We start from the raw sequence: 17,250 nt of genomic DNA, 5'->3' as shown, positions 1-17,250 counted from the left end.
TAAGAGGGGTTACGCGGCGGCTTCGCTCAGTGCGGCAGCTTCGGCATCCAGTTCGGCGGCCTTTTTCTCGACCAGGCTGACGATGTGGTCCAGCATGGCGTCACTTTCGATATGGTGATCCTTGACCCCAGACAGATAAACCATGTGCTTGCCATTGCCGCCGCCGGTCAGGCCGATATCGGTTTCGCGCGCCTCACCGGGGCCGTTGACCACGCAGCCCAGCACAGACAGCGACAGCGGCGTCTTGATGTGCTCAAGCCGCTTCTCCAGCGCCTCCACCGTGCGGATTACGTCGAAGCCCTGCCGCGAGCATGAGGGGCACGAAACCACCCGCACACCGCGCGTCCTGAGGCCCAATGCCTTGAGCATTTCGAAGCCCACGCGGACCTCCTGCTCAGGCTCGGCGGACAGTGACACGCGGATGGTGTCACCGATGCCCGCCCACAGCAGGCTGCCCATGCCGATCGAGCTTTTAACCGTTCCGCCGATCAGCCCGCCCGCTTCGGTAATGCCCAGATGCAGCGGGCAATCCACTGTCTCTGCCAGCCCGTGATAGGCGGCAACCGCGAGGAACACGTCGCTGGCCTTCACCGCCACCTTGAATTCGTGGAAATCATGGTCCTGCAACAGCTTGATATGGTCCAGCGCGCTTTCGATCAACGCCTCAGGGCAGGGCTCGCCGTATTTTTCCAGCAAGTCACGCTCCAGCGATCCGGCGTTGACGCCGATGCGGATAGCGCAGCCATTGGCCTTTGCCGCGCGGACCACTTCGGCGACCCGTTGCGAGGAGCCGATATTGCCCGGATTGATCCGCAGACACGCCGCACCCTTGTCGGCAGCTTCAAGCGCGCGTTTGTAATGGAAATGGATATCGGCCACGATCGGAATGCTCGCGGCGCGGGTGATCTGGTCAAAGTTGGCAGTCGATTCCGCAGTCGGGCAGGACACGCGGATGATATCGGCACCGGCATCTTCGCAGCGGCGGATCTGGTCGATGGTCGCGCGCACATCTTCTGTCGGCGTGTTGGTCATGGTCTGCACCGTAATCGGCGCATCGCCCCCCACGGGAACATTGCCGACCATGATCTGGCGGCTCTTGCGGCGCTCTATCGTGCGCCACGGACGGATTGAGTTCATTTAACCGGCCACTTTCCTGAAACATGGACCGCATGTTACACAGTCCAGAGAATAAAAAACCGCCTCTGCCCAATGCGGGATATTGTGCCAATATGGTGTTGCGGCGGCAGATTGCGAATTGGGGCCCATGGCGGGGAGGATAGCGCGCGCAGCTACAGTAGGAAAGGGCGGTCGGTACGCGCAATCTTTCGCGAACCGGTGCGTGCACCATAGGCAAGCAGCGTGCGATCCGGCATAACTGCGCCTATGGATGCACAGACCCTGCTGACCGACGATTCCGAAATCTCCACTCCGCTGCTGTTCGGGCGGGTGCTGGATGGCAAGGGCGGCGGCAGTGAGATATCCTGGGACGAAGCGCAGGGGTGGCGGCCATCGGCGCCCGGCGAGGTGATATGGCTGCATGTTTGCCGCACCCGCCCCGAAGTCGAAGGGTGGCTGCAAAGCGAATTTGCCATTCCCGAACCCACCGCAGAATTGCTGACCAGCGATCAGACGCGCCCGCGCGCTTTCCGCGAACGCGACACTTTGGTCGCAACCTTGCGCGGCATCAATTTCAACCCGGGGGCGCAGCCAGAGGACATGGTTTCGCTGCAATTGTGGTGCGACGGCCCGCGCCTGATCACGCTGCGGCGATTGGCCTTGCAGACCCCGCGTGAGGTGCTGGCGCGGATCGATGGCGGGTTTGGTCCCAGTGATGCGGGCGCGACAATTACGCTGCTGGCCGAATTGATGATTGCGCGGATGAACCAGTCGATAGTCGACATGAACGATGTGCTCGACCAGCTTGAGGATCTGGATCAGGAATCCGAAGCCGAGGCCATGCTCCCGCGAATTTCCACGATCCGCCGCAATTGTCTGGCGTTGAAACGCCATATGTCGCCGCAGCATGAGGCGCTGGAGCAGATCAGCCGCGATGCGCCGGACTGGTTCGAGGATCACGACCGCCGCGAAATCGCCGAAAGCATCGCCCGGCTCAGCCGCTATCTGGATGACATCGACATCAGCAAGGAAAGCGCGCTGGTCCTGCAGGACGAATTGCGCGCGCGCAGTCTGGCGAGCAGCGAACACGCCACTTACATGCTGACTATCGTGGCGGGCATCTTCCTGCCGCTGGGCTTCCTGACCGGATTGCTGGGCATCAATGTCGGCGGAATGCCGGGCACCAATGACCCCAACGCGTTCTGGGGCGTGGTGGCGCTGTGCGGATTGCTGTTGACCGCAATACTGGTGGTGTTCCGGCGGCTGCGCTGGCTGTGACGCGCGCTTAGTAAGCGAAGCTTTCGCCGACCAGTTTTTCGGACAGTGCCCACAGCCTGTCGGCATTGCCTTTGTCGATGGCATAGCTGCGCACGCCCGATTGCGGCGATGTGTCGTCCTGATCGGCGACATGGCAATCTTCGCAATACAGCCCGCCGGCATTGTCCAGCTCCGCAGCGGTGGCCGCCCAGCAGGTGGTCGCGGCGCCTTGCGGGATGGTCTTGAAAGGCTGCGGCTCCTGCCCGCTTTCCTCGGCGCTTTTGCGGATGCGCGTCATCAGTGCGGCCATGTCATCTTCGGACATGTGCCGCGAAAGATTGGTCATGATCCCGCCGGGATGCAGCGAATAGGAATGGATGCCGCGTCCGCCCAGCCGCTGCTCCAGCCCCACGGCGAACAGGACATTGGCGGTTTTGGACTGGCCGTAAGCCTGCCATTTTTCGTAATCGCGGTCCTGATAATTGGGATCGTTGAAATGCATCTGGTCGATATGGTGGCCCCGGCTGGAGAGATTGACGATCCGCGGATCCGCGCCCTTTTCGACCAGCGGCATCAGCAGATTGGTGAGCAGGAAATGGCCCAGATGATTGGTGCCGAACTGCATTTCAAACCCGTCGGCGGTGCGGCTGAGCGGGCAGGCCATCACCCCGGCATTGTTAATCAGCAGATCGATCTTGTCGAACCGCGCCAGCGCGTCTTTCGCGGCTGAGCGGATGCTGGCCAGCGAAGCAAGGTCGCAGACCAGCGTATCGACCTTGGCCCCGGTGGCCACGGCAATCTCATCGGCGGCAGCGCCCAGCTTGGTCGCATCGCGGCCCGACAGGATGACATGCGCGCCCTTGGCTGCCATCGCCCGCGCGGTTTCCTTGCCCAGCCCGGAATAGCCGCCCGTGATGAAGGCGGTGCGACCGGTCAGGTCCTGATCTGCCAAAACCTGGTCAGCCGTGCTCTCAAATCCGAATTGCGCCATGATCACATCCTCTCTCTTGGCGAAAATCTAGCGGTTGCTGGGGAAAAGCCCAGTATAATAATCTGCGCGGTAGCCTGCCCATAAGAATGGGGGCGCGGGACCGAAATCCCGCGCCCCCATTTGTGCGCTGCCCAAAAGGCTCCGCGGCGTCTTACGCGCCGGGTGGCAGCGGTTCGTTGCTCTTGGGTGCAGCCGCAGCGCGGCGGGCCGCCGGCTTGGGCACTGTGGTTGCAGGCGGAGCAGCGTTCTGTGCCGCCTCGTCCATCTGCTCCAGCTTCCTGGCCGCCCAGTCACGGCCGCCCAGCCCGAACGCCAGCGCGCCCGCCACCGAGATGCCCGCGATGATGACCGTTAGGGCGGTGCCGGGGATCATCCCGCCGATACCGGTGAACTGCAGACCCATGAAGGTGAACATCACGATGGTTGCCCATTTGACGATGGTCGCCGCGGTTCCGTTCTCTCCGTCGCCGCTGATCAGGCGGGCCAGCAGATTGGCGATCAGGAAGCCGAAGGCGATGACCACCGCACCAAAGATCACCCGTCCGCCCAGCTCAAGCAGCTGGTCGAGGATGGCCGTCAGTTCAGGGAAGTTCAGCAGCCGCGTTGCCGCAATGGCGAAGAACAGCAGGATTGCCACCTGAACCACACGGGCGATGACAGTCGATGCCTTGGTGCCTTCGCTGACCAGTCCGGTGTCTGCCAGCGCGCGATCAACGCCCAGACCGGGCAGAACTTCTTGCAGGATCTGCACCACGAACTTGCTGATCAGATAGCCGATGCCCAGCAACACTGCCGCTGCAATGATGTTGGGAATGGCGGCAAAAATCATCCGCAGCATATCCGACGCCGGGCCAGAAATGCTTTCGATGTTGAGTGCGTCCAGTGCCATGATCGAAACGAACACCACGATCACTGCATAAACGATGGTGGCAATGGTGCCGCTGATTGCGGTGTTGCCGGTAACACTATCCACCCCGCCGCGATTGGCCCATTTGTCGAAATCGACCGTGCGCAGGAAGGTCGCCACGATGTCGCGCACAATCCGCGCCACCATCATGCCGATAAAGAAGATCAGCCCTGCGCCGACAATGTTCGGAATGAACTCGACCACGTTTTCAAGCAGGCTATCAACCGGTCCGGCAACCGCACCAAGGCCCAGTACCTGCAGGATAACCAGCAGTCCAAACAGCCAGATCAACAGTGCCACAATCTTGCCCAGCGATTCCCCCAGCGAGGCCCCGCTGCCGGTGCCGCGCTGGAAGAAGGACACATTGTCCACCAGCTTGGCAAAGGCCCATTTGGCGGCCCGCGCCAAGGCCCAGGTGACGATCAGCGCCAGCAGCGCCAATCCGATCTTCTGGAGTAGCACCATCGCTACATTCTCGTCGAAACGGTAATTTCCAATTTGCATGAAACCTCTCCCCATTTGGTTTCCAAAGCGTGAAGCTACCACGCGGCGGAGGATGTATAAAGCGCAACCGTCTAGGCAAGTGGATAACCGACCTGCTAACACCCGCACATGAAACGATTTACCACCTCGATCGCGCGGGCCATTGCGGCCCTGTCCCTGATTATCGGAGCACCGGTGATGGCGCATGAGGAAGCGGGCTGGTCGCTGGCAATCCACGGCGGTGCGGGCACGCTCAACCGCGATGACATGACGCCGGAACGCGACACGGCCTATCGCGCCTCGTTACAGGCGGCGCTGGATGCTGGGTCGGCAGTGCTGGCCGATGGCGGCAGCGCGCTCGACGCGATTACGGCGGTGATCACCCGACTTGAAGATGATGAGCGGTTCAACGCGGGCAAGGGCGCCGTCTTTACCTGGGACGAACGCAACGAAATGGACGCCGCGATCATGAACGGCACAGACCGCAGCGCGGGCGCGGTCACGGGGGTCACCTCGGTCAAAAACCCCGTACTGCTGGCGCGCAAGGTGATGGATGACGGACGCCATGTGTTCCTGTCTGGTGCAGGGGCGGAGGAATTCGCTGCTGATCATGGGCTGGAAACCGTCCTGCCCGGCTATTTCGAAACGCAGCCGCGCAAGGATGCATTGGAGCGGATGAAAGCAGAGAAACTGTCTGCGCTGGATGTCGATCTGAAATTCGGGACCGTTGGCGCGGTGGCGCTCGACAAATCCGGGCACCTTGCCGCCGCGACTTCGACGGGCGGGATGACGGGCAAGCGCTGGGGCCGCATTGGCGATGCCCCGGTGATCGGCGCAGGCACCTATGCCGATGACCGCGCCTGCGCTGTTTCAGCTACCGGCTGGGGCGAATATTTCATCCGCGTGGGCGTGGCGCAGACGATCTGCCACCGGATGCAGATGCTGGGCGAAGATGCGCAGGCCGCGTCTGACGCCGTGATTGCCGATGTCGGCCAGCTGGGCGGCGACGGCGGAGTGATCGTGGTCGCGCCCAATGGCGATGCAATTTTCAGCATGAACACCAGCGGGATGTACCGCGGCCGCGCCACCAGCAGCGGCGTGAACGAAGTCGCGATCTACGCCGACGAGTGATGCGGGTCAGGTAAGCACGATAGTCCAGTTGCGCCGGATCCATCCGGTCAATACGCGGCCCACCTCCGCAAAAGTCCTACTGATCTCGGTTTGTGGCGGCGGGGCATCGCGATCCGCACGGTAATACAACGCGAACATCACCGGGGTGCCGCCCGGTGACAGCGTATAGCCGATGTCAGCCCGGGCAATTCCCGCGCCGGGCCAGTCTGTTGCGCCGGTCTTGTCCCCTGCTTCCCAAGCCGGTGGCAGACCCGCGCGCACCAGCTTGGAGCCTGTCGCGGTGTCCTGCATCCATTGCCGCAATATTGCCTGACGCTGCGCCCCAAGCGGCGTTTTGCTGTCGCTCGCAATCAGCTTTGTCAGCGTGCTGACCATGGCCGCAGGGGTGGTGGTATCGCGCAGCTCGTCCTCGGCCACGGCGTTAAGCTGCGGCTCCATCCGGTCCAGCCGCGAGACATCATCGCCCAGCGCGCGCCAGAACGCGGTCAGCGCCGCAGGTCCGCCAACGCGGTCCAGCACCAGATTGGCGGCGGTATTGTCCGACGCGACCTGTGCCGCACGTGCCAGCTCCAGCAGCGTGGCGCCTTGCGCGCCTCGCTCCCGCGTAAAGGGTGCGTGCGACAGCAAATCGCTGTCCTGCCAGGTCACATGCTGCGACGTGTCGAGCGTGCCGTTCTGCTCCATCATCAGCACCATCGCGGCGAGCGAGAATTTGAAGGTCGAGCATAGCGGGAACCGCAGTTCGGCATTGTGCGTCAGGGTCAGCCCCTGTTCGACATCGTAAAACGCCGCTCCCAGCGTCCCGCCAAGGGCGCGTTCGAGAATTGCCAGCTTGGCCGCCAATCGGCCATCGGGGCTCTGATGCAATGGCACACAGGCACTTCCGGCCAGTGCGACTGCTCCCGCCAATACTCCGCGCCGATCAAACCCCATGCTCACCCCCGCTTGCGCGCTTGTGCGTAACTGCCCAGCAGACGCACCGAATTGCACTGAAATGCCAGCTCCTCCAGCGCCGCATCGACGCGCGGATCGCCTAGCGCGCCTTCGATATCGGCATAGAACATGGTGGCGGCGAAACTCGCGCCCTTCTGATAGCTTTCCAACTTGGTCATGTTGACCCCATTGGTCGCAAAGCAGCCCAGCGCCTTGTACAGGGCGGCGGGAATGTTCTTCACTTCGAACACCAGCGTGGTCATCGCCTGTGTGTCCGCCAGATGCGCGGGATCGAGCGGCTGTTTCGCCAGCACGACAAACCGTGTGGTGTTGTCATGCGCATCCTCCACAGCATCTTCGATGATCTTCAGGCCATAAAGATCGGCGGCCATCGGCGGGGCCAGCGCTGCGATGGCGGGATCCTGCCGTTCCGCCACAAAGGCCGCCGCGCCTGCGGTATCGGCATGGCTCATCGGCACGATGCCGCGCGCGCGCAGATATTCGCGCGACTGGCCCAGCGCTTGGGGATGGCTGTAAGCTGCCTGGAACGGGCCGTCGCCCACCGCCATCAGCGCATGGGTGATGCGCATGAAATGTTCGGCCACAATGGCCAGCCCGCTTTCGGGCAGCAGGAAATGGATATCCGCGACTCGCCCGTGCTGTGAATTTTCAATCGGGATCATCGCGCAGCCCGCGGTGCCCTGTTCCACCGCATCCAACGCGTCCTCGAACCCCAGAAACGGCAGCGGCAATGCCTCGGGCGCGAATTGCATGGCCGATTGGTGCGAATTGGAGCCGGGAGCGCCCCCGAACGCGATCGCGCGGTCCGGATCTCTGGCGGCGGCGGCGCGCATGGTGTCGACCATCGCGATGGCGGGCTTGGCAAAATTGCGCATCGCAGCGCCTGCTATCGGGGCGCAAGTCAGGCCGCAAGCGCAATTCGCGCCGCGCCCACTTGCGCGAAAGGCGCGCGCTGACTAGAGCGGCGCGCAAACCTCGCACCCAATGATACAGCAGGCTTTCACGCATGGATGACCGTTTTAACACTGCCGCCGGATGGGTCCTGTTTGCCGGGATCGTCGCGCTAGGCTCCTCAATCGTCAGTGGCATGTATTTCGGCGCCGACAAAGAACACCATCTGGAGGAGCCGGGCTTCTTCATCGAAGGTGAGGCCGAAGGCGGCGGCGAACAGGCCGGACCAGACCTTGGTACGTTGCTGGCCGCAGCCGATGCAGGCGCGGGCGAAAAAGTGTTCGCCAAATGTATTGCCTGCCACACCATCAATGCGGGCGGCGCGGCCGGAATCGGTCCCAATCTTAACGCGATTATCGGCAAGCCGATCGGCAAGCACGCCGCCGGTTTCGCCTATTCCTCCGCATTATCGGGGCATGGCGGCAATTGGGATTACGCCAATATGGACGCCTGGCTCGCCAATCCGCGCGGCTTTGCCAATGGCACCAAGATGAGCTTTGCCGGCCTTTCCAAGCCTGAAGATCGCGCCAATGTGATCGCCTATCTCAAGGCAAATGGCGGCGGCCCCGAATATCCCGCGCCGGTCGTTGCGGAAGCCGACGAGGTGCTTGAGGCCGAGGCCGCTACGGTCGAGGGCGAAGCACCAAGCGAGGCGGAAGCTGCGGGCGCAATGTCGGCGGACGAGCCGGTTGCGACGGAGCAGGGCGCAACGCCGTAATCTCCGACCAGCCAATGCTTATGTGAGTCGAAAGGCCTCGCTTCAGCGGGGCTTTTCTTTGCCTGCTATCCCTCAGCGCGGCCCTTGAAGCCTGCGGCGATGACATACCATTCGCTGCTGTCCTTGCGGCTGGCAGGCGGCTTGGCGTGCTTCACGCTGCGAAAATGCGTCTTGAGCAGCGTCAACAGCGCGGTGTCGGTGCCGCCCGCCAGCACCTTGGCAAGATAGGTCCCGCCCGGCGCCAGTGTTTCGATGGCAAACCATGCGCCTGCTTCCACCAGCCCCATTGTACGCAAATGGTCGGTCTGTTTGTGCCCCACAGTGTTGGCCGCCATATCGCTCAGCACCAGTTCGGGCGGTCCGCCCAGCGCCTCTTCCAGCAGGGCGGGTGCAGCATCGTCGAGGAAATCCATCTCGAAAATGGTGACGCCGTCGATGGGTTCCGTAGGCAGCAGATCGATCCCGACAATCGCCGCCTTGGGGGCGCGCTTGCGCACCACTTGCGCCCAGCCGCCCGGCGCTATGCCCAGATCGACCACGCGGGTGACGCCTTTCAGCAGCGAATATTTGTCGTCCAGTTCGCTCAGCTTATACGCCGCGCGGCTGCGATAGCCGTCGGCCTTCGCCTGCTTGACGTAAGGATCGTTAAGCTGCCGCTGCAACCAGCGGGTGGAGGATGCGGTGCGCTTTTTCGCGGTCTTTACCCGCGTGTCGCGGTCTTTGCCTGATCTGCTCACTTAAACATCCTGTTCTCGCATCCGCTGCAACGCGGCGCGGCTCCGCTCGCCTTCGACATCGGCGGCCATCAGGCTGCGCAGGATACCCTCACGGATGCCCCGGTCGGCCACCCCCAATGTGGGCGATGGCCAGATGTCGAGAATCGATTCCAGGATTGCGCAGCCCGCGACGACCAAATTCGACCGGTCATCACCGATACACGGCAATTGGCGGCGATCCGGCCCGCTCATCCGTGACAGCTTGGCGGAGATATCACGCATCGACACCGCCGGCACGATCAATCCGTCAACCGCGCGCCGGTCATATTGCGGCAGCTCCAGATGCAGGCTGGCCAGCGTGGTGACGGTGCCGCTGGTGCCCAGCAGGCGGATCGTATCCGCCTCCCGCGCAGTGTCGCGAATGCGTTCGGCAAAGGGGGCAAAACTGTCCGACACAGTGCGCCGCATCTGGCGGTAACGTTCCAGCCTTGTCTGTTCGGTCTCGTCCGAACCGTCCACCGTATCGGTCAGCGAAACCACACCCCACGGCACGCTCAGCCAGTCAAGAATACGCGGCACCGGGCCACCCGGTTCGATCAGCACCAATTCGGTGGAGCCGCCGCCGATATCGAAGATCACCGCCGGGCCTACGCCGTCTTCCAGCAGAATGTGACAGCCCAGCACCGCCAGCCGCGCCTCTTCCTGCGCGCTGATGATGTCGAGCGCGATACCGGTTTCTTCGCGCACCCGTTCAATAAACGCGGCCCCGTTCGACGCGCGGCGACAGGCTTCGGTGGCGACCGAACGCGCCAGATGGACATTGCGGCGGCGCAGTTTTTCAGCGCAGACGTGCAGCGCTGCCAGCGTCCGCTCCATCGATTCGTCAGACAGGCGGCCGCTGGCGGACAGCCCTTCGCCCAGCCGCACCACGCGGCTGAAAGCATCGATAACGGTGAAGTTTTCACCCTCGGGCCGGGCGATCAGCAGGCGGCAATTGTTGGTACCCAGATCCAGCGCGGCATAGGCCTGACGCCGTTTCGGGGCAGCCGTATGGCCGCCAGATTGCATATCCCGCCGCCGCAGATCGGCCAGCGCATCATGTTGGCGTCGTTCGGGCCGGTGGGGACGTTTGTAGCGGAAATCGGCTACCTTGCCGGACTTGTCGCCCCGTTTTGTACCGGTCTTCCTGTTACCGTCCGGCGGAAAAACATCCGCCATCACTATCACTTTCTGTTTATTCCTCCCGCGCAACCACCGGCGCGGGGACTTGGCGGCGATGCTACAGAGCATGCGCGCGCGGGGCAAGGGCGCAGGCATGGCAGGGGGCAGGCGGGTTAACGACCAGACTTGACCTTGGGGCCGTGCGAAACTAGATGGCCGTCCTCTGCCGGACAGGCCGCGCCCCCCGCGCGCACCCGCCCGTATGGCTGATGCCCCGTCGTCTAACGGTAAGACTACGGACTCTGACTCCGTCTATTGAGGTTCGAATCCTCACGGGGCATCCATTTCTCCGACATTATGGCGCAAAGGAACCAATCCCGATGCGGGGTAGGCAGCTCTTTTCGGTTTACGCTGGCTTGGCGATGATCCGATTCATGAAACGCATTTCTTCATCGAGAATGAAGCTAGTTTGACCCTTCAGGATTTCAGCGGCCACGTCTTCTGGTGAGTTTGTGTCGTTGACCTGAAGGTTTCCCATGAAATTCTGCAGGGCAAAGGCCATTATCTCTCCAAGCTGCTCAGCGTCTAAATCTTCACACTCAAGAGTAGGATCGGGTTGCACACAGATTGCCACTCTTGGCGGCTCTTGGCGGCGATCTACCGCTGTATAGAAGTGAGGCTTATTGAGCAGCTGCCGGTTCGCAAGTGCAAGCCTCGCTCCAAGCTCTCTCAATTGGACCATCGTTAAAGTTTTGCCGCGCACCTCCGACAGGACATCCCGCAGCATTAAGCTGCATTTTCCAGCGTCGGTGAGCACAGCGACAATACCAATATCACCAATTCTGAGCACAATTGTGCTGTCATAGGTCAGGTCGAAATAGTCAAATTCATCAGCAACCATATCGTCCTGGATGCGAAACCAAGCCATGGTGCCAATCAATTCCGAGCAGATCTCTCCTCCAACATATGGGAACCGCGCTACACAGTGAATGTGGTGCAACATCTGCCAGACGTATTGGTCAGCTATCTTTTGTGAGCCAATGCGAGGATCCAGATGCTGTTGAAGTTCCTTGTCCTTTAGGTGCGTCTTTATGAAGAGCAAACATAACCAGACGTAGAGAGCTTTCCTCCTCAGGGAGCCATAGACAGGATCCATCAGCTGCAGGTTTATTCCGTCGAATCCCCCTGATAGCATTTCACTGGTTGGCTGCTCGAGAGACTCGCCGAGAAGGCTGTTACAATTAGCACAGCATTTCATCTTATAGGTGCCATAACGATGCTGCTCGCCGTTGGGGAGAGTGATGCTCTTCCCGAATAGATTGAACCGCTTCAACAGCCAGTTCGGAATGACGTGTTCGTCATTGAAGGAGGTCGTGCCAGGTTGTGCTCCGCATACAAAGCAGCTTTTGCTGTTACAGATACGCTCGACAAAATCCTCGACACTGAAGACGAGCACTTTGCCATCGTTGCCAATCAAGGTCTTACTTTCGCCCATGAACTTGGACCTTAATCAAGATCGAGAGCGTCGGTATCCAGCTTGTCGCCAGACTTGAGAATGTCGTAGATAATGTTGGTCAGGATGCCCATTGCCTGACGGTCTTCTTTGAGCAGCAGTGAAGCCAAGCTCTTGTTTGATGTTAGCGACCGGCTGACTGCATTTTCCACGGACCCTGGCAAATTGCCTTTCATGGCAAGCTGCTTGTCGCTCTGTTTTACCTGAGCCATCACAGTTTCGTTCTCTTGAGCGATTGAAGCGATCTGGTTCACAAAATGCGCTTGATCGCGAAGCGGCGCTGCCTCACCAAACAGGCTGTTCAATCGTTTGATGATTTCCTGCAGATAAACTGACTTGCTTCCTGGCATTGGCGAACCGCCAGCGCCGACGGGCTTCAAGGCGATGTTTTCTTCCGGATCGAAAGGCCCACTTCCAGTGTCATCTCGATCCTTGATCTCAAAACCGGTCAGAGTGATGCCCCTGAGATCAACAGCTTCGGGCGGAACACCGTCTAGACGCTCTGCCAAAAGTTTCGCGAACGTGGCGTAATTTTCCAGCTCTGGATCGCCCAGCTCTACCAGCTGTGAAATGTAGGCATAGGTCCGTGCGAACCGCGCCAGCCCTGCCTTAAAGTCCGTCAGACCGCCAATCTGTATCGACGCCTGCTCTTTGCGATGATCGGCACCCTTCTGGCCGTCTTCGTCGCCTTTTTCCTTCGCATTTTGATATTCTACCTCAGCTGCCTGAACTTCTCGCCGCGCATTCTTAAGCATGGAGTTGTAAGTCTCTGTCGGCTCCTGTGTCGCAGCAAAGAGGTCTTTATGCTGAGCACCTTTGCTCGACACGATTGCCTTTGCAGTGCGGAACCTTGCAATTTTGAACGTTTCCAAATGACTATCATGATAGATGCGCGCCTCATCAAGCTGATCGCGCATCTCGTAAATGACGTTCAGATCCTGCACTTCCTCGATTTTGGCGCCGTCGTCGTATTTGGCAAAGGCCGCGCGCACCGCAACAGGATCGTTGACGAAATCGATAACGAACGTTCGGTTCTTGCCGGGGAACATACGATTGAGACGGGAGAAGGTTTGGACGATCTCGACCTCATTGGCGATCTTCTTATCGATATACATCGCGACCAGCTTGGGTTGATCGAATCCCGTCTGAAATTTGTTCGCCACGAGCATGACGCGGTATTCCGGCCGGTCGAATGCAAGGCGCAAATCCTGACCGCGAACCGCCGGGTTCATGGATGCTTCGGTAAATTCATCCTCGTCATCAACGATTAGCTGCTCGCCAACTCCAGAACCATCGCTGTCGTGCATAATCTCTTTGCCGGTCAGTTTGCCCGAGAAGGCCACCAGCGTGTGAACGTCACTGTATTGTGGGTTCTTCTCAATGAACGCGTCGAAAGCCTTCTTGTAGCGCACAGCGGCCGCCCTAGAGCTGGTTACGACCATTGCCTTAGCTTTGCCGTCTAGTAGCTGGGCCACGTTCTTGGAAAAGTGCTCCATGATGAACTGGACTTTTTGGGTCACATTCGTCGGGTGGAGGGACATCCATTTGGCTAAAGCGCGCTTCGCAGCCTTGCCGTCAACGCGCTTGTCATCGACCATATCCTTGCCGAGATTGAATGCCGTCTTATAGGGAATGTAGCCCTCCAGAACATCCCGGATGAAACCTTCATCGATCGCCTGGCGCATTGGATATTTGTGGAAGGACACCGGTTGGTTGTCGTCGTCCATCGGCTTAGACGGGTCTTCAGGCCGGCCGAACAACATCAAGGTTGAATGCTTCGGCGTCGCCGTAAAGGCAAACTGCGAAATGTTTTTGGGTCTCGCTCGTGAGTTCTGAATTTCAGTCAGAAGGTCTTCGATGGTCATTTTGTCCATCGAATATTTCGAGCTCAACGCAAGGGTCGCCTGGAGCTTTGAAGCCGTTGAGCCTGTCTGCGAATTATGTGCTTCATCGATGATGACCGCGAAATTCTTTTCCTTGAGCGACTTCTCGGTCAAGATTGCTTCCATTGCGTATGGGAACGTCTGGATCGTAACAACGATGATTGGCACGCCCTTGAGCAACGCTCCAGTAAGCTGTTCGCTTTTCGATTTCGAACTCGTCTCACGGTCGATTGCTGCGATGAGGCCGTCCTGATGGTCGATCTGCTGGACGGCGTCCTGCAGCTGGCTGTCGAGAATATTGCGATCGGTCACAATGATAGCGGCATCAAAGATCGGCGTGCCGTCGTCTTGCCGTAGCTTGACGAGATCATGCGCTGTCCAAGCGATGGTCGACGTCTTGCCGGATCCGGCGCTGTGCTCACAAAGGTATGCCTGGCCTGGGCCATTTACCTTGGCGTCTGCTATCATCTTGTTCACCGCAGACCATTGATGGAAGCGGGGGAAGATGAGCGTTTCTTTCTTGGTCCAATTACCCTTAAGATCGACCACGTCCTTCTTCTCAACATAGACAAAGCTATGGAAAATACGCAGCCATGCATCGCGCTGCAGAACTTGCTCCCAAAGGTAACCAACAGGGTATTCGCCATCTTCCCGTGAGGGATTGCCAGCGCGTCCAGCATGACCCTGATTGAAAGGCAGGAAGAAGGTGTTATCGCCGGCCAGCTTGGTAGCCATCCAAATTTCGCTATCGGACATTGCAAAATGAACCACGGCGCCGCGTTTGAACGTGAGCAGCGGCTCCTTGCGCTTCGTGCGAGGATCGACCGGGAGACGGTCTTCTCGATATTGCTGCTTTGCCGCTTCCGCCGACTGGACGAAATCGGTCTTCAGTTCGACCGTGGCGACCGGCAATCCGTTGATGAAGAAGACGAGGTCGATCTCATAGTCCACGCTGTGGTGATATCGAAGTTGCGGGACCACGCGCAGCCGGTTCGCTGCATAGCGGGCGACCACATCTTGATTGCGTTGATCCTCCGGCGCCGCCTCGCTCACGTCGATGTGGCCACAGCCAGCGATGTCGAACCCGCGGCGCAGGATCTGGACGGTCCCGTGCTTTTCCAGCGCTTGGTCGAGCCGATTGTTCAGCACCTTGAGGGCATTGTCTCCGTTCAGTGCGACGAGCTTGTCCCACTTGGCCGGTTGCGTTTCCTTAATCCATTCGACGAGGTCGTCGGTGTAGAGCGCGAAGTCCTTGTCGTATTCGGACGACACACCAACGAGCCAGCCCTGCTTGTCGAGTTTGTCGACGATATAGGCTTCGAGGTGCTTTTCGTGGTGAAGGTCGCTCATGCGGCATTCCTGACGTCGATCTTGCCGGTCACGGCGGCGGTGATGAGGGCGGTGCGGTGCTCACGAAGCAGTTCGATACTGCTGGTTACCTTTTGAACTAAGCTATCAATTCGCACGGTTTCACGATCAAGAATGTTGATGATATCAATCTGTTCGTCCCTCGTAGGAAGCAAGATAGGCATCCGCTTCACGTCATCGTAATTCAAGGACTGACGAAGACCCCCACCCATTGCGTAGAACACTTTATGCAGATCGTAGGCGCGCATCAGGTAATTGAAATACGCAGGCACGATCCCCTTCAAGGCAACTGCTAAGTAAGCAGATGTGATTATACCCCTTTCGGTCGATATAGCTGATCGCAAACTGCGCTTATCATTCTGCAAGTCTGTAAAACGGAAAATGACATCGTCACGTTCAATTATCTGATAGGTTTCGAAAGATGCCGGCAACAAGCCGTCGTTCGTATTGATGTCTTTGCGAACGATTTTTCCATAGCTTAGGGAAAGAAGATTATTTTCCCGCATTCCCATATTTTTCGTCTTACGCTCTTCAGAAACAGCGGAAAATGGCGCTTCCGACCAATGCCTTGGGATGGCGCTCAACCAAGAAGCTTTGGCTGACCTTGTTGCGCCCGACGGATTTAGTCCTTTTGTCACTATGCGTGAAATCATTGCATCACGTTTTTCCTTGAGAAGTTGGACCAGCCCCTGTTTTTTTACGATAAGTTCATCAATTCGGCAGGTTTCCCGATCGATATAATCGGCGATTAGCGACTGCTCATCTAACGGTGGTAAGACCCACTTGCAGTTGCCGATGTCACTGAAGCCTATCGTTTGTCGGATCCCTGCACCCAAGGTCTTCATATGTCGAATGTCGAAGATATGAAGTAGGTATTTGCCATACCGGGTATCTAACTTCGCTTCATTGGCACGAAGAACAATGTATGCAGGGCTGACTACTACGTTGAGCTCAGACAGAGCTGTGCGAAGACTCACTAAGTCGTAGTTGAGATTGATGGGATTGATTAGAAACTCACCGGCGCGAACCTCTTGATAGGAAGCGAGCGTTTCCGGCAGGATTTTCTCGCCATCCTTTTCAACTACCCGGCCATAGCTAATCGCTCCAGCGGGCAACCCACTTGCGATTACCTTGCTCCTCTCGGACAAGCTGAACTTGATCCTCTCGACGTCCCAATGCGCTGGAATCTGTCCGATCCAACCCGCAGGAGAAGGTTGATAGTCGGCGTAAGGAGCGAGCGTCATTCCGTCACCTCGTCCAAGAGCGCCGCGATGTCTGCCTCAACGGCTTTTAGATCAGCGTCGATCTCTTCAAGACCGCGCGGCGGCTGATACTGATAGAAGTAGCGATTAAAATTGATCTCGTATCCGACGATCCCGACACCTTCGTCCTGGTCATCGCAGTAGCTCTGATCGACATAGGCATCGCCTGCCCAAGGCAACACCTCGCTATCCATGTAGTCCTCGATGGAGGTGCCGAGCGGCACGTTCTCGAAATCGGTCAGACCGTCATCGGGAACGATGTTGCCCTTCCCGTCCCGCACGGGCTCAACATCGGGATCGCGCACGCCGAAAGCGCCGACGAACACCTTGATGAGCGGCTTTCCAACCTTGCCGAGCGAAGCGTTCTTCTTCGCTGCGGACTTGGCGAAGGGTTCGAGCCAATCGTATTCGTGTTCCTGTCCGGCATGCGCGATGAGGGCCGAAGTCCAGGCTTCCTTTTGGGTATCGGACAGCTTGTTCCACGCCTTGTCGGTGCCGAGGCTGTCGAACCCTTCCTCCGTGATCACGATCTTCATCCGGAGCGGTCTGGACTTGTAACGGTTTTGTGCCGGTCACTGATCTCATTATGCCACTTTGGCTTCGAATGCGAGCGGGCTGATGCCGCCCAGATATGAATGGCGGCGGCGGGTATTGTAGAACCCGTTGATGTACTGGAAGATGGCGGCCTCGGCTTGTCGCCGTGTTGGCCAGCTCTGCCGCCAGATTAGTTCCGCCTTCAGGCTTTTGAAGAATGTCTCGACAGAGGCGTTATCATAGCAATTACCCTTGCCGCTCATCGATGGCCGCAGGCCGTAAGCCTGCAGCATCTTTTGATAATC

Annotated in this window: 15 protein-coding genes and 1 tRNA gene; 4 read left to right on the top strand and 12 right to left on the bottom strand. The window is 59.0% G+C overall.

The features are described from left to right. Nucleotides 1-9: 9 nt before the first annotated feature. On the bottom strand, nt 10-1,137 hold the full coding sequence (gene ispG, locus FEV51_RS12165) for a flavodoxin-dependent (E)-4-hydroxy-3-methylbut-2-enyl-diphosphate synthase (RefSeq protein ID WP_138619320.1): 1,128 nt from the start codon (nt 1,135-1,137) through the stop codon (nt 10-12). Between the two features lie 246 nt (nt 1,138-1,383). Here ispG and FEV51_RS12160 point away from each other — a divergent pair, with 246 nt between their 5' ends. Then, on the top strand, nt 1,384-2,394 hold the full coding sequence (locus FEV51_RS12160) for a zinc transporter ZntB (protein ID WP_138619318.1): 1,011 nt from the start codon (nt 1,384-1,386) through the stop codon (nt 2,392-2,394). Between the two features lie 7 nt (nt 2,395-2,401). Here the strand turns inward: FEV51_RS12160 and FEV51_RS12155 are convergent, their stop codons facing one another. Next, nucleotides 2,402-3,364: an SDR family NAD(P)-dependent oxidoreductase gene (locus FEV51_RS12155; RefSeq protein WP_138619316.1), complete on the bottom strand. Its 963-nt coding sequence runs from the start codon at nt 3,362-3,364 to the stop codon at nt 2,402-2,404. Nucleotides 3,365-3,515: 151 nt separating this feature from the next. After that, entirely contained in the window at nt 3,516-4,775 is a 1,260-nt protein-coding gene (locus tag FEV51_RS12150; protein WP_138619314.1) for a mechanosensitive ion channel, read from the bottom strand. Nucleotides 4,776-4,883: 108 nt separating this feature from the next. Here FEV51_RS12150 and FEV51_RS12145 point away from each other — a divergent pair, with 108 nt between their 5' ends. Further along, entirely contained in the window at nt 4,884-5,885 is a 1,002-nt protein-coding gene (locus FEV51_RS12145) for an isoaspartyl peptidase/L-asparaginase family protein (RefSeq protein WP_138619312.1), read from the top strand. A gap of 6 nt (nt 5,886-5,891) precedes the next feature. Here FEV51_RS12145 and bla read toward each other — a convergent pair whose 3' ends face one another. Then, a complete protein-coding gene (gene bla / locus FEV51_RS12140) occupies nt 5,892-6,818 on the bottom strand; it encodes a class A beta-lactamase (protein ID WP_138619310.1) in 927 nt (308 codons plus the stop codon). A gap of 2 nt (nt 6,819-6,820) precedes the next feature. Continuing rightward, nucleotides 6,821-7,714: a prephenate dehydratase gene (locus FEV51_RS12135; protein WP_138619308.1), complete on the bottom strand. Its 894-nt coding sequence runs from the start codon at nt 7,712-7,714 to the stop codon at nt 6,821-6,823. A 131-nt stretch (nt 7,715-7,845) separates the two neighbouring features. Here FEV51_RS12135 and FEV51_RS12130 point away from each other — a divergent pair, with 131 nt between their 5' ends. Further along, entirely contained in the window at nt 7,846-8,508 is a 663-nt protein-coding gene (locus FEV51_RS12130; protein WP_138619306.1) for a c-type cytochrome, read from the top strand. Nucleotides 8,509-8,573: 65 nt separating this feature from the next. Here FEV51_RS12130 and FEV51_RS12125 read toward each other — a convergent pair whose 3' ends face one another. Together FEV51_RS12125 and FEV51_RS12120 are read right to left on the bottom strand one after the other, a co-directional pair. After that, the gene (locus FEV51_RS12125) at nt 8,574-9,245 is read right to left on the bottom strand and encodes an RlmE family RNA methyltransferase (protein ID WP_138619304.1); all 672 of its coding nucleotides are present in this window, start codon (nt 9,243-9,245) and stop codon (nt 8,574-8,576) included. Further along, nucleotides 9,246-10,442, bottom strand: a complete 1,197-nt coding sequence (locus FEV51_RS12120) for a Ppx/GppA phosphatase family protein (RefSeq protein WP_138619302.1) — start codon at nt 10,440-10,442, stop codon at nt 9,246-9,248. A 213-nt stretch (nt 10,443-10,655) separates the two neighbouring features. On the opposite strand from FEV51_RS12120, the gene FEV51_RS12115 reads away from it, so the two are divergent. Further along, nucleotides 10,656-10,729, top strand: a tRNA-Gln gene (locus FEV51_RS12115). Between the two features lie 62 nt (nt 10,730-10,791). On the opposite strand, the gene FEV51_RS12110 is transcribed toward FEV51_RS12115, so the two are convergent. From FEV51_RS12110 to FEV51_RS12090, 5 genes are all read right to left on the bottom strand, one after another. After that, nucleotides 10,792-11,880: a hypothetical protein gene (locus FEV51_RS12110; protein ID WP_138619300.1), complete on the bottom strand. Its 1,089-nt coding sequence runs from the start codon at nt 11,878-11,880 to the stop codon at nt 10,792-10,794. 11 nt (nt 11,881-11,891) lie between these two features. Then, on the bottom strand, nt 11,892-15,131 hold the full coding sequence (locus tag FEV51_RS12105) for a type I restriction endonuclease subunit R (RefSeq protein WP_138619298.1): 3,240 nt from the start codon (nt 15,129-15,131) through the stop codon (nt 11,892-11,894). After that, nucleotides 15,128-16,393: a restriction endonuclease subunit S domain-containing protein gene (locus FEV51_RS12100; RefSeq protein WP_138619296.1), complete on the bottom strand. Its 1,266-nt coding sequence runs from the start codon at nt 16,391-16,393 to the stop codon at nt 15,128-15,130. The genes FEV51_RS12105 and FEV51_RS12100 overlap by 4 nt, the downstream gene beginning before the upstream one ends. After that, nucleotides 16,390-16,947 carry a hypothetical protein gene (locus FEV51_RS12095; RefSeq protein WP_138619294.1) on the bottom strand — a complete coding sequence of 186 codons (558 nt, stop codon included), beginning with the start codon at nt 16,945-16,947 and terminating at the stop codon, nt 16,390-16,392. Before FEV51_RS12095 ends, FEV51_RS12100 begins: the two co-directional genes overlap by 4 nt. A gap of 48 nt (nt 16,948-16,995) precedes the next feature. Further along, nucleotides 16,996-17,250, bottom strand: a 255-nt coding sequence (locus FEV51_RS12090) for an IS3 family transposase (RefSeq protein ID WP_171033042.1), incomplete at its 5' end; no start/stop codon positions are given.

Source organism: Qipengyuania marisflavi, from assembly GCF_005884405.1.
Taxonomy (GTDB): domain Bacteria; phylum Pseudomonadota; class Alphaproteobacteria; order Sphingomonadales; family Sphingomonadaceae; genus Qipengyuania; species Qipengyuania marisflavi.
Note: the sequence above shows the minus strand (reverse complement) of the source record. Positions and strands in the feature narration are given on the sequence as shown.

Coding starts and splice junctions, on each gene's coding strand:
- ispG (WP_138619320.1), bottom strand. CDS start 1,137: ATGAACTCAATCCGTCCGTGGCGCACGATAGAGCGCCGCAAGAGCCGC.
- FEV51_RS12120 (WP_138619302.1), bottom strand. CDS start 10,442: ATGGCGGATGTTTTTCCGCCGGACGGTAACAGGAAGACCGGTACAAAA.
- FEV51_RS12160 (WP_138619318.1), top strand. CDS start 1,384: ATGGATGCACAGACCCTGCTGACCGACGATTCCGAAATCTCCACTCCG.
- FEV51_RS12150 (WP_138619314.1), bottom strand. CDS start 4,775: ATGCAAATTGGAAATTACCGTTTCGACGAGAATGTAGCGATGGTGCTA.
- FEV51_RS12095 (WP_138619294.1), bottom strand. CDS start 16,947: ATGAAGATCGTGATCACGGAGGAAGGGTTCGACAGCCTCGGCACCGAC.
- FEV51_RS12100 (WP_138619296.1), bottom strand. CDS start 16,393: ATGACGCTCGCTCCTTACGCCGACTATCAACCTTCTCCTGCGGGTTGG.
- FEV51_RS12130 (WP_138619306.1), top strand. CDS start 7,846: ATGGATGACCGTTTTAACACTGCCGCCGGATGGGTCCTGTTTGCCGGG.
- FEV51_RS12155 (WP_138619316.1), bottom strand. CDS start 3,364: ATGGCGCAATTCGGATTTGAGAGCACGGCTGACCAGGTTTTGGCAGAT.
- FEV51_RS12105 (WP_138619298.1), bottom strand. CDS start 15,131: ATGAGCGACCTTCACCACGAAAAGCACCTCGAAGCCTATATCGTCGAC.
- FEV51_RS12135 (WP_138619308.1), bottom strand. CDS start 7,714: ATGCGCAATTTTGCCAAGCCCGCCATCGCGATGGTCGACACCATGCGC.
- FEV51_RS12110 (WP_138619300.1), bottom strand. CDS start 11,880: ATGGGCGAAAGTAAGACCTTGATTGGCAACGATGGCAAAGTGCTCGTC.
- bla (WP_138619310.1), bottom strand. CDS start 6,818: ATGGGGTTTGATCGGCGCGGAGTATTGGCGGGAGCAGTCGCACTGGCC.
- FEV51_RS12145 (WP_138619312.1), top strand. CDS start 4,884: ATGAAACGATTTACCACCTCGATCGCGCGGGCCATTGCGGCCCTGTCC.